The following is a 12,229-nucleotide window of genomic DNA, read 5'->3' as shown; positions in this document are numbered from 1 at the left end:
ACCCAGGACAAGAACGAAAAATCGAATAAAAAAAGGCCCGACAAGCGGACCTTTTTCATTTAGCGAGGGCACAAATGCGTCATCAGCCGGAACTTAGATCTTTTTAAAGATCAGTGATCCGTTAGTACCACCGAAGCCGAAGGAGTTACACAGTGCATACTCCATGCCGCTAACCTGACGCGCTTCGTGAGGTACGAAGTCCAGGTCACAACCTTCATCCGGGTTATCCAGGTTGATGGTTGGCGGAACAACGCCATCACGCAGCGCCAGGATAGAGAAAATAGACTCTACCGCGCCCGCAGCACCCAACAGATGTCCGGTCATGGATTTGGTCGAACTGACCATTACGCTGCGTGCCGCATCGCCAAAGACAGATTTCACTGCCTGAGTTTCTGCTTTATCGCCTGCTGGCGTAGACGTGCCATGTGCGTTGACATAAGCAATCTGACCTGGCTCGATAGCCGCGTCACGCAGTGCATTGACCATCGCCAGTGCAGCACCCGCACCGTTTTCCGGTGGTGAAGTCATATGGTAAGCATCGCTGCTCATCCCAAAACCGACCACTTCAGCATAAATTTTTGCACCGCGCGCTTTTGCATGCTCGTACTCTTCCAGTACCACCATACCTGCGCCGTCGCCCAGCACAAAACCGTCACGCTCTTTGTCCCACGGGCGGCTGGCCGCTTGCGGGTTATCATTACGCGTAGACAGCGCACGTGCTGCGCCAAAACCACCTACACCCAGCGGGGTACTGGCTTTTTCTGCACCACCCGCAACCATCGCATCTGCGTCGCCGTATGCAATGATACGCGCGGCATGACCGATGTTGTGCACGCCTGAAGTGCAGGCGGTCGCGATGGAGATGCTTGGCCCTTGCAGGCCGTACATGATGGTCAAGTGACCCGCCACCATGTTAACAATCGTCGACGGAACAAAGAACGGGCTGATCTTACGCGGTCCACCGTTTACCAGAGAGGTATGGTTTTCTTCGATAAGACCGAGACCGCCAATACCAGAGCCGATAGCGGCGCCAATACGGTGGGCGTTCTCTTCCGTAATTTCGAGGCCAGAATCCTGCATGGCCTGAACGCCAGCGACAATTCCATATTGAATGAAGGCATCCATCTTACGCTGTTCTTTGCGCGAGATAATGTCATCACAGTTAAAATCCTTTACTAAGCCAGCAAATTTCGTTGCATAGGCGCTAGTATCGAAATGGTCGATCAGGCTGATGCCACTCTGACCGGCAAGGAGAGCTTTCCAGGTAGACTCTACGGTATTGCCGACAGGAGACAACATGCCCAGTCCGGTCACAACTACACGACGCTTAGACACGGTTGTCCTCCAGGGAGGGAAAATAATTCAAGTGGGATAAAAAGATAAAACTCAGGCGGTCGAATGACCGCCTGGAGATGTTCACTTACGCCTGGTGACCGTTGATGTAATCAATGGCTGCCTGAACGGTAGTGATTTTCTCAGCTTCTTCGTCCGGAATCTCAGTATCAAACTCTTCTTCCAGAGCCATTACCAGCTCAACGGTGTCAAGAGAATCTGCGCCCAGGTCTTCAACGAAGGAAGCATTGTTGGTTACTTCTTCCTGCTTAACGCCCAGCTGTTCGCCGATAATTTTCTTAACGCGTTCTTCGATAGTGCTCATACTCTTAAATTTCCTATCAAAACTCGCTTTCGCGATGGTTTTCGTAGTGTATAAAATGTTGAAAAATTTGCAACTAAATCCCGGCAGGTCTTACCACGATTTTACGTTATTTTGAGGCCATTCGCCCTAATAACGCAAATATTTTTAATCGTGGTTAAACCATGTACATCCCGCCGTTGACATGCAAAGTCTCACCTGTGATGTAACTTGCTTCGTCAGAAGCTAAAAATGCAACCGCACTGGCGATTTCATTTGGAGAGCCGAGGCGCCCCGCAGGAACTGCCGCCAGCGTACCCGCACGCTGCTCATCAGTTAGCGCACGCGTCATGTCCGTTTCAATAAAGCCCGGAGCAACAACGTTTACAGTAATGCCACGAGACGCAACTTCACGCGCCAGTGATTTACTGAAGCCGATCAAACCCGCTTTCGCCGCAGCGTAGTTGGCCTGACCTGCATTTCCCATGGTACCAACCACAGAACCAATAGTGATAATACGACCATGACGCTTTTTCATCATAGCGCGCATTACCGCTTTTGACAGACGGAAAACAGATGACAGGTTGGTTTCGATGATATCGTTCCACTCGTCATCTTTCATGCGCATTAACAGGTTATCACGAGTAATCCCGGCATTATTAACCAGAATATCGACTTCCCCAAATTCTGCGCGAATATTTCCCAGAACAGATTCGATAGATGCAGGATCGGTCACATTCAACATCAGACCTTTACCCTTTTCACCTAAGTAATCGCTGATGGCCTGCGCACCGCTTTCGCTTGTTGCAGTGCCGATAACGATCGCGCCACGGGCAACGAGTGTTTCAGCAATAGCGCGGCCAATGCCACGGCTTGCACCGGTAACCAGCGCGATTTTTCCTTCAAAACTCATGGTTTTCCTCTTTTATTGCGCAAGCGCCGCAGACAGCGCCGCCGGCTCATTCAGTGCCGAAGCAGTCAGGGTATCAACAATACGTTTTGTCAGACCGGTGAGGACTTTGCCCGGCCCTACTTCATACAAGTGCTCTACGCCCTGGGACGCCATAAACTCAACGGTTTTGGTCCACTGAACCGGGCTGTACAACTGACGAACCAGCGCGTCGCGAATCGCATCCGCGTTGGTTTCACACTTCACGTCAACATTGTTCACAACCGGTACAGTTGGCGCGTTAAACGTGATTTTCTGCAATTCAACGGCCAGTTTTTCTGCAGCAGGTTTCATCAGCGCGCAGTGAGACGGCACGCTAACCGGCAGCGGCAGAGCGCGTTTCGCGCCCGCGGCTTTACAGGCGGCACCCGCACGTTCTACGGCTTCTTTATGCCCGGCAATAACCACTTGACCCGGTGAGTTAAAGTTAACCGGTGATACGACCTGACCTTCGGCTGAGTCTTCGCACGCTTTCGCGATGGAAGCATCGTCCAGACCAATAATAGCAGACATGCCGCCAGTGCCTTCCGGCACCGCTTCCTGCATGAATTTCCCACGCAGTTCAACCAGGCGTACCGCATCAGCAAAGCTGATGACACCCGCACAAACCAGCGCCGAGTACTCACCCAGGCTATGACCTGCCATCAGTGAAGGAGTTGCCCCCCCCTGCTGCTGCCATACGCGGTATAGCGCGACTGAGGCGGTTAACAATGCCGGCTGCGTCTGCCAGGTTTTATTCAATTCTTCGGCCGGTCCCTGTTGAGTCAGCGCCCACAGATCATAGCCCAGCGCAGCTGAAGCTTCAGCAAAAGTTTCTTCAACAATTGGGTAGGCTGCTGCCATTTCAGACAACATCCCAACGGTTTGAGAACCCTGACCCGGGAACACAAATGCAAATTGCGTCATGTTAAAATCCTTATACTAGAAACGAACCAGCGCAGAGCCCCAGGTGAATCCACCCCCGAAGGCCTCAAGCAATATCAGCTGACCGGCTTTAATTCGCCCGTCACGGACGGCTTCGTCCAACGCACACGGCACGGAAGCCGCTGACGTATTGCCATGTCTGTCCAGCGTTACCACGACATTATCCATCGACATGCCCAGCTTTTTCGCCGTAGCACTGATAATGCGAAGGTTTGCCTGATGTGGTACCAGCCAGTCCAGCGCAGAGCGGTCAAGATTATTTGCTGCCAGCGTTTCATCAACGATGTGCGCAAGTTCGGTAACAGCCACTTTGAATACTTCGTTACCCGCCATGGTCAGATGAATCGGGTTTTCCGGGTTGACTCGATCGGCATTAGGCAGCGTCAGCAGTTCGCCATAGCGCCCATCAGCGTGCAAATGCGTGGAGAGAATACCCGGCTCTTCTGACGCGCTCAGAACTACTGCACCCGCACCATCACCAAAGATAATGATCGTCCCGCGATCGGTTGGATCACAGGTACGTGCCAGCACATCAGACCCAACGACCAGAGCATGCTTCACCGCACCAGACTTAACATACTGGTCGGCAACGCTCAGAGCGTAAGTAAAACCGGCACATGCCGCCGCAACGTCAAACGCCGGACAGCCTTTGATTCCCAGCATACTTTGGATCTGGCACGCCGCACTTGGAAAAGCGTGCGTTGATGAAGTGGTCGCAACCACAATCAGACCAATTTGTTGTTTATCGATGCCAGCCATTTCCAGTGCGCGGTTTGCGGCAGCAAAACCCATGGTCGCAACGGTTTCATTTGGGCCAGCAATATGGCGTTCACGGATACCTGTACGAGTGACAATCCACTCATCAGATGTCTCAACCATTTTTTCCAAATCGGCGTTAGTACGCACTTGTTCAGGCAGAAAGCTGCCGGTACCAATAATCTTCGTATACATGTACGCTCAGTCACTTTTTGGTTATATACCGCTACGAGCAAATCACTGGTACGTTGACTGCACTCCCAAACGCACTGTTATCAGCGCCCCCGAGAGCGTATGCTTTTGCCACCGTCCAGCAGTTCGAATCCAGCTGGGTATACAGATTCCAGGCGAGCGGCAATTCGCTGAGGAACTTGTCGCTGCACCGCCTGCACTGCCTGTTCAATCGCGACTTCAAATGCTCGCTGATTGGCCGCACCATGACTTTTGATCACCGTGCCGCGCAATCCTAACAGACAGGCGCCATTATACTGGTCGGGGTTGAGGTGACTGAATCGCCTCGTTAGGCTTTTTTGTAACCAACGTTTTAATAACAGCAGCCACCACGACCGTTTTTTACCCTCACCCTGAGATTTCAGCAGTGAGAGGAACATTCTTACAACACCTTCCATCGTCTTTAATGTGACATTGCCTGTAAACCCGTCACAAACCAGTACATCGGTTTTGCCAGTCAACAACTCATTGGCTTCAAGATAGCCGATATAGTTGATGGAAGGGATTGTTTTTAGCACAGCAGAAGCATCCCGAATACTGTCGAGACCCTTAGTTTCTTCTTCACCGATATTGAGCAATGCAACGCGAGGATTGGCAATCCCAACCACTTCCTCTGCCAGCACGGAGCCCATGACGGCAAATTGCACCAACATCGTACTGTCGCAATCGACGTTAGCGCCTAAATCCAACACCACCGTTTTGCCCTTTTGCTGATGCGGTAACACCGTCACCAGCGCAGGTCGCTCAATCCCCTCAAGAGGTTTGAGTAATAGCTTCGCAAGTCCCATTAGCGCGCCCGTATTACCGGCGCTCACACAGGCTTCTGCACGACCTTCTTTCACGAGCTCCAGGGCAACACGCATTGAGCTACCACGACTGGCGCGGATAGCCTGCGAGGGCCGGGCATCACTGGCAATAACTGACTGAGCAGGGATAATCTGCAGACGTGAACGTTGTTCGAAGTCAGCTTTGGCAAGTAATGGCGTGATTGTATCGGGATCCCCGACTAAAAGAAGTGTGAGTTGCGAATTAGAATTCAGTGCCTGCAGTGCTGCAGGCACTGTCACGGTAGGGCCAAAATCGCCCCCCATGACATCTAACGCCAGGGTTAGACGTGTCAAGGTATCGTCGCTGCCCGGTTAGGTGTTTCCCCAGTTACCCGGGGAAAGCCTCACTAAGCTTCATCACGCTGGTACTCTTTGTTTTTCTCACCGAAGTGGGAAATTCATTGAGCCATGCGTGATTACTTAGCGATTACCTTACGGCCACGGTAGAAACCGTCGGCAGTGATGTGGTGACGCAGGTGTTGTTCACCAGAAGTTTTGTCTACAGACAGGCTGGTGACTGCGGTCAGAGCGTCATGAGAACGACGCATGCCACGTTTGGAACGGGTTGGTTTATTCTGTTGTACGGCCATGGACCTTACTCCTCAATTACTTACGCTTTAAGCTGGCTAATACGGCAAATGGGTTTGGTTTTTGCGCTTCATCAGGCAATTCACCAAAGACCATGTCCGCCTCGGACACTTCACAGTGTTCAGAATCATGCACCGGAACTACCGGCAAGGAGAGGATAATCTCATCTTCAACCATTGCAAGCAGATCGATTTCGCCGAATTCGTTAACCTCAATCGGCTCATACGCTTCCGGCAGTGCTTCAGCCTGCTCGTCAGAACGAACAGGACTAAAACAATATGTTGTGTGAACATGAAGTGGGAACGGTTTCCCGCAACGCTGACATGCGAGCGTAACCGAGACCTTCGCATCACCGGTAATAACGGCAAGACGTTGGTTATCGATCGCGAACGACATGGAGCATTCCACATCACTGTCCACACTGACTACAAAATCGGTGACGCGCTCTACCAGATCAGAAGTGTAGATACCTTCATAATCGAGGCGTTTTTGAGCCGTACGAACCGGATCAAGAGTCAGGGGTAATTTTACCTTTTGCATAGGGCGCGCATATTAACTTTGTAACGTCATATAGTCAAAGAAAAAGGCAGCCTGCGGTTGCCTTTTGCCAATAATTCGCACACATTGCGGGTCATCGACTTAAAATCGTTCAAGCCAGGCCATAACAGTCAGCTTGAAGGTCGAGGGCCCTAGTTTAAAATGGCTCTCATCAATACGCTATATGCGAGGGAAAAAATATGCCTCAACTCATTCTTGCGTCCACCTCTCCCTGGCGTCGCGCCTTGCTCGAAAAACTGGCCATCCCGTTTGAATGCGCAGCGCCTGAGGTTGATGAAACGCCTTTACCCGGCGAAACACCACGGCATTTGGTGCTACGTCTGGCACAGGAAAAAGCGCAATCTCTTGCCCACCGCTACTCATCACATCTCATTATTGGCTCCGATCAAATTTGTGTGCTTGATGGAGAAATAACCGGAAAGCCGTTAACAGAAGAAAAAGCCAGGCAACAATTAACCAAAGCCAGCGGCAATATTGTGACGTTTTACACCGGGCTGGCGCTGTATAATTCTGCCAACGGGCACTTACAAACCGAAGTCGAACCGTTCGATGTTCATTTCCGTCATTTAAGCGAAACGGAAATTGACGACTACGTGCGCAAAGAGCGCCCGTTACATTGTGCCGGCAGTTTTAAAAGTGAAGGATTAGGTATTGCGCTCTTTGAACGTCTGGAAGGCCGCGATCCCAATACGCTGGTGGGTCTGCCGCTGATCGCGTTATGTCAGATGCTGCGTCGCGAAGAGATGAACCCGTTGAAGGCCTAATTAATGTGCTGGCCTACAGGCGCAATCCCGTAGGCCAGACAAGCAACACGTTATCAGGCTTTGCGGCGTAATGCCTCAAGGCAGCGTTTCAGTTGATTATCCATCGGAGCTTCAACACGCATGACCTCACCGGTCCCCGGATGGGTAAACTTCAGTGCTGCGGCGTGCAAAAACAGTCGATTCAGCCCTGTACCGGCCAGCTGCTTATCGAACTCACGGTCGCCATAGCGATCGTCAAAAGCAATAGGATGCCCGGCAAATTGCGTATGCACGCGAATCTGATGCGTACGTCCGGTCACCGGGCTACAGCGCACAAGCGTGGCAAACGCATAGCGCTCTTCCACTTTAAATCGCGTTTCCGACGGTTTACCTTCCTGATTCACCCGCACGATTCGCTCACCGCTTTGCAGAATATTCTTTAACAACGGCGCCTGTACGGTTTTGACATGCGACTGCCACTGGCCTCTTACCAGCGCCAGGTAATCTTTTTGCATCCCTTTTTCACGCAACTGCTCATGCAACGATCGCAGTGCAGAACGCTTTTTGGCGACCAACAGCACGCCGGAGGTGTCACGGTCAAGACGATGCACCAGCTCCAGGAAACGCGCCTCCGGGCGTAGCGCACGCAAGCCTTCGATCACACCAAAACTTAATCCGCTGCCGCCATGCACGGCCGTGCCTGATGGTTTATTAAGCACCAGAATATGGTCATCTTCATACAGAATAACGTCGGCCAGCGCGGCGACCTTCTGCAGATGCGGCGAAATCGCCTCTTCTTCACGCTCAGCAACGCGCACTGGCGGAATACGCACAATATCCCCGTCTTCGAGCTTGTATTCAGGTTTAATGCGTTTTTTATTCACCCGCACTTCGCCTTTACGCAAAATGCGATAAATCATACTTTTTGGCACGCCTTTAAGCTGGGTGCGTAGAAAGTTGTCGATGCGTTGCCCTGCTTCGTCGGCGGTAATGGCAACTATTTTTACGGCTGGAGTCTCTGTTTTCATGGGCGCTGATTTTAAATAGCCATCAAGATTCGCGCCACACATTTTTCTATGCTTATATTAACTGCTATACCCTATTACACAGGTTTAACAGTTTCGATTTGGTGGTTATTAAACCAATCACTCTGCGGAAGTGTAAAAACTGTGAGTAACCGGGTGATAAATGGCAAAAGTCATCTTGCTATAACAAGGTTAGCAGTGGAATAATGAGGTCGTCTCCGTGTTGAATCTTGTTAAAACAAGAACTTTTCCGGAATGACCCAATTTTGCCCGACCGATCATCAACGCAGCAATGGCGTAAGACGTATTGATCTTTCAGGCAGTTAGCGGGCTGCGGGTTGCAGTCCTTACCGGTAAGTGCTCTATGAATTTCGCGTTGTAGGAAGGCGGCAAGTCTGGGAACCCCCAGGAGCTTACTCTGGTAAGTGGCTGGGGTGAGAAGATGAAGCCAACGCAACGACAGCGTGAAAGACGACGAGCACAATGGAAGCGTCTCTGGAGAGTAACACCCAGACTGTTCCCCTGATAATTGCGCTGTGTTTCCGTATGAAATACAGGCAACCGACACTCTGCGCCTCTTTGAGCTGACGATAACCGTGAGGTTGGCGACGCGAATAGACACGAGGCCATCGGTTCACACCCGGAAAGGCATTACTCTGCCCGCAGCTTAGTCGTCAATGTAAGAATAATGAGTAAGTTACGATGAAAAGAATGTTAATTAACGCGACTCAGCAAGAAGAGTTGCGTGTCGCCCTTGTAGATGGGCAGCGTCTGTACGATCTGGATATCGAAAGTCCTGGACACGAGCAGAAAAAAGCCAACATCTATAAAGGTAAAATTACCCGTATTGAACCGAGTCTGGAAGCCGCTTTTGTTGATTACGGCGCTGAACGTCACGGTTTCCTCCCGTTAAAAGAAATTGCCCGCGAATATTTCCCCGCTAACTACAACTCCCATGGCCGTCCCAACATTAAAGATGTGTTGCGCGAAGGTCAGGAAGTCATTGTTCAGATTGATAAAGAAGAACGCGGCAACAAAGGCGCTGCGCTGACTACCTTTATCAGCCTGGCGGGTAGCTATCTGGTTCTGATGCCAAATAACCCACGTGCGGGTGGTATCTCTCGTCGCATCGAAGGCGACGACCGGACTGAACTCAAAGAAGCGCTGGCAAGCCTCGAATTGCCTGATGGCATGGGCTTAATCGTGCGTACTGCGGGCGTTGGTAAATCTGCAGAGGCGCTGCAATGGGACCTGAGCTTCCGCCTGAAGCACTGGGAAGCGATTCAAAAAGCTGCGGAGAGCCGTCCAGCGCCGTTCCTGATCCACCAGGAAAGCAACGTCATCGTTCGCGCCTTCCGCGATTATCTGCGTCAGGATATCGGCGAAATCCTCATCGACAACCCGAAAGTCATGGAGATGGCGCGTCAGCACATCGCCGCGCTGGGTCGTCCGGATTTCAGCAGCAAAATCAAACTGTATACCGGTGAAATTCCGCTGTTCAGCCACTACCAAATCGAGTCTCAAATTGAGTCTGCGTTCCAGCGCGAAGTGCGCCTGCCTTCCGGCGGTTCTATCGTTATCGATAGCACCGAAGCGCTAACCGCAATTGATATCAACTCCGCACGCGCCACGCGTGGGGGCGATATCGAAGAGACCGCATTTAATACCAACCTTGAAGCGGCCGATGAAATCGCTCGCCAGCTGCGTCTTCGTGACCTCGGCGGCCTGATTGTTATCGACTTCATCGACATGACCCCAGTACGCCACCAGCGTGCGGTTGAAAACCGTCTGCGTGAAGCGGTACGTCAGGATCGTGCGCGTATCCAGATCAGCCATATCTCTCGCTTCGGCCTGCTGGAGATGTCCCGTCAGCGTCTGAGCCCGTCGCTGGGTGAGTCCAGTCACCACGTCTGCCCGCGCTGTAGCGGTACCGGCACCGTGCGTGATAACGAATCACTGTCGCTGTCAATTCTGCGCCTGATTGAAGAAGAAGCGCTGAAGGAAAACACCCAGGAAGTCCACGCGATTGTCCCGGTGCCGATTGCGTCTTATCTGCTCAACGAAAAACGTACTGCTGTCAATGCCATTGAAACCCGCCAGAACGGTGTGCGCTGCGTGATCGTGCCAAACGATCAAATGGAAACGCCGCACTACTCTGTTCTGCGCGTGCGTAAAGGTGAAGAGACGTCGACGCTGAGCTATCTGCTGCCGAAACTGCACGAAGAAGAGATGGCATTGCCGACAGAAGAAGAGTATGTCGAGCGTAAACAGCCTGAACAGCCTGCGCTGGCGACCTTCGCCATGCCGGAGGTGCCACCAGCCCCTGCTCTGCAGGAGCCTGCCGTTAAAGCAGCGGCTGCCGCACCAAAAGCCGCCGCTGTTGCAGCCGGATCAGAGCAGCCTGGTTTGTTTGGTCGTATCCTTGGCGCGCTGAAGTCAATCTTCGGTGGCAGTGAAGAAGCGAAGCCGGTTGAGCAGCCTGCGCCGAAAGTCGAGGAGAAATCTGAACGCCAGCAGGATCGTCGTAAGCCTCGTCAGAATAATCGTCGTGACCGTAACGATCGTAACGATCGCCGTGATAATCGCGATAACCGTGGCGAACGTGATAACCGCGATCGTGACAACCGCAATGAACGTTCTGAAAGCAGCGAAAACCGCGATGAAAATCGCCGTAACCGTCGCCAGCCACAGCAACAAAATGCGGAAGCACGCGATAACCGCCAGCAGTCCGCCGACGTCGCTGACAAAGCGAAGTCAGGGGACGAGCAGCAGGCTCCGCGCCGTGAACGCAACCGCCGTCGTAACGATGACAAGCGTCAGGCCCCGCAGGACGTTAAAGAACTGAACCTGGCTGAACAACCGGCACAGGATACGGATCAGGAAGAGCGCGTTCGTCAGCCTCAGACTCGCCGTAAACAGCGTCAGTTGAACCAGAAGGTGCGTTTCACCGATAGCGCAACCGTCGAAGCTGAAGTCGCGACCGCTGCCGTTGTTGCTGAAGCTGCTGTGGCAGAGCCTGTTGTGCAGGCTGCTGTCGCTCAGCGTACTGAACTGGCAAAAGTCGACCTACCTGCTGTCGTCACACCAGAGCATGAAGACAACAGCGAAGCACGTGATTCCAACGGCATGCCACGTCGTTCTCGTCGTTCGCCTCGCCATCTGCGCGTAAGCGGCCAGCGTCGTCGTCGCTATCGTGACGAACGTTACCCGGTGCAGTCGCCGATGCCGATAACGGTCGCCTGTGCGTCCCCGGAATTAGCATCGGGTAAAGTATGGATCAGCTACCCTGTTGTTCGTGCGCAGGAGTTGCAGGTTGAAGAACAGCATGAGCAGGAAGTTGCACAGGTGCAGCCGGTTGTCGCTGAACAACAAACCATTGCCGCGGTCGTTGAGCCTGTAGTTGAAGCCGTAGCAGTAACAGAAGCACCGGCTGTCACCGAAACCGCCGTTGCCGAACCTCAGGAAGTGGTGGTTGAAACCACGCATCCAGACGTTATTGCGACGCCAGTTCTGGAACAACCGCAGGTCATCGCTGAAGCCGACGTACCGGTTGCTGAAGAAATTGTTGCTGCAGCCGAGCCAGTGGCAGAGGTGTTAGAAACACCGGTTGTCGAAGCACCTGTCCAGGTTAATGTCGCCGCCGCCCAGCCTGAAGTGGTTGAGCCGGTAGTCGAGATCGCTACAGCGTCCCCTGCTGTGCAGGAAGAAGTCGCTGTTGCCCCAGCCGTTATCGCTGAAGCCGTTGTAGAACGTGCCTCTGTTGTCGCTGAACCTAAAACGGTTCACAGCCATGCAACCGCACCGATGACCCGCGCACCTGCGCCGGACTATGTGCCGGAAGCACCGCGTCAGAGCGACTGGCAGCGCCCTGCTTTCGGCTTCGAAGGCAAAGGTGCAGCTGGCGGCCACAGCGCCACGCATCAGGCTACTGCGCCAGCAACGCGTCCACAGTCTGTTGAGTAAGCCGTAATCAACATCAAAGCCGACCTCCGGGT

The 12,229-nt window shown here is 52.7% G+C and carries 11 protein-coding genes; 2 read left to right on the top strand and 9 right to left on the bottom strand.

Going from position 1 to position 12,229, the window contains the following annotated elements; genetic code table 11:
• Positions 1-93: 93 nt before the first annotated feature.
• The 8 genes from fabF to yceD form a co-directional block, all read right to left on the bottom strand.
• Positions 94-1,335 carry a beta-ketoacyl-ACP synthase II gene (fabF, locus tag JQ822_RS03790; protein WP_213132340.1) on the bottom strand — a complete coding sequence of 414 codons (1,242 nt, stop codon included), beginning with the start codon at positions 1,333-1,335 and terminating at the stop codon, positions 94-96.
• Between the two features lie 85 nt (positions 1,336-1,420).
• Positions 1,421-1,657 (bottom strand): acyl carrier protein, encoded by a 237-nt coding sequence (acpP, locus tag JQ822_RS03785; protein ID WP_000103754.1) that lies wholly within the window; start codon positions 1,655-1,657, stop codon positions 1,421-1,423.
• A 154-nt stretch (positions 1,658-1,811) separates the two neighbouring features.
• Positions 1,812-2,546, bottom strand: coding sequence for a 3-oxoacyl-ACP reductase FabG (gene fabG, locus JQ822_RS03780; protein WP_135322345.1), 735 nt, complete (start codon positions 2,544-2,546; stop codon positions 1,812-1,814).
• A gap of 12 nt (positions 2,547-2,558) precedes the next feature.
• The gene (gene fabD, locus JQ822_RS03775; RefSeq protein ID WP_213132339.1) at positions 2,559-3,488 is read right to left on the bottom strand and encodes an ACP S-malonyltransferase; all 930 of its coding nucleotides are present in this window, start codon (positions 3,486-3,488) and stop codon (positions 2,559-2,561) included.
• Positions 3,489-3,503: 15 nt separating this feature from the next.
• On the bottom strand, positions 3,504-4,457 hold the full coding sequence (gene fabH / locus JQ822_RS03770; protein WP_213132338.1) for a beta-ketoacyl-ACP synthase III: 954 nt from the start codon (positions 4,455-4,457) through the stop codon (positions 3,504-3,506).
• Between the two features lie 80 nt (positions 4,458-4,537).
• Positions 4,538-5,614, bottom strand: a complete 1,077-nt coding sequence (plsX, locus tag JQ822_RS03765) for a phosphate acyltransferase PlsX (RefSeq protein WP_213132337.1) — start codon at positions 5,612-5,614, stop codon at positions 4,538-4,540.
• A 122-nt stretch (positions 5,615-5,736) separates the two neighbouring features.
• Positions 5,737-5,910 (bottom strand): 50S ribosomal protein L32, encoded by a 174-nt coding sequence (gene rpmF, locus JQ822_RS03760; protein ID WP_003036242.1) that lies wholly within the window; start codon positions 5,908-5,910, stop codon positions 5,737-5,739.
• A gap of 16 nt (positions 5,911-5,926) precedes the next feature.
• Positions 5,927-6,448, bottom strand: a complete 522-nt coding sequence (yceD, locus tag JQ822_RS03755; RefSeq protein ID WP_213132336.1) for a 23S rRNA accumulation protein YceD — start codon at positions 6,446-6,448, stop codon at positions 5,927-5,929.
• 197 nt (positions 6,449-6,645) lie between these two features.
• Here yceD and JQ822_RS03750 point away from each other — a divergent pair, with 197 nt between their 5' ends.
• Positions 6,646-7,230 carry a Maf family protein gene (locus JQ822_RS03750; RefSeq protein WP_213132335.1) on the top strand — a complete coding sequence of 195 codons (585 nt, stop codon included), beginning with the start codon at positions 6,646-6,648 and terminating at the stop codon, positions 7,228-7,230.
• A 53-nt stretch (positions 7,231-7,283) separates the two neighbouring features.
• Here the strand turns inward: JQ822_RS03750 and rluC are convergent, their stop codons facing one another.
• Positions 7,284-8,237 (bottom strand): 23S rRNA pseudouridine(955/2504/2580) synthase RluC, encoded by a 954-nt coding sequence (gene rluC / locus JQ822_RS03745; RefSeq protein ID WP_213132334.1) that lies wholly within the window; start codon positions 8,235-8,237, stop codon positions 7,284-7,286.
• 699 nt (positions 8,238-8,936) lie between these two features.
• Here rluC and rne point away from each other — a divergent pair.
• Positions 8,937-12,197 carry a ribonuclease E gene (rne, locus tag JQ822_RS03740; RefSeq protein ID WP_213132333.1) on the top strand — a complete coding sequence of 1,087 codons (3,261 nt, stop codon included), beginning with the start codon at positions 8,937-8,939 and terminating at the stop codon, positions 12,195-12,197.
• Positions 12,198-12,229: the final 32 nt, after the last annotated feature.

Origin of the sequence: Citrobacter sp. FP75, assembly GCF_018342065.1 — a bacterium.
Taxonomy (GTDB): Bacteria; Pseudomonadota; Gammaproteobacteria; order Enterobacterales; family Enterobacteriaceae; genus Citrobacter.
This window is presented reverse-complemented; position numbering and strand designations above follow the sequence as displayed.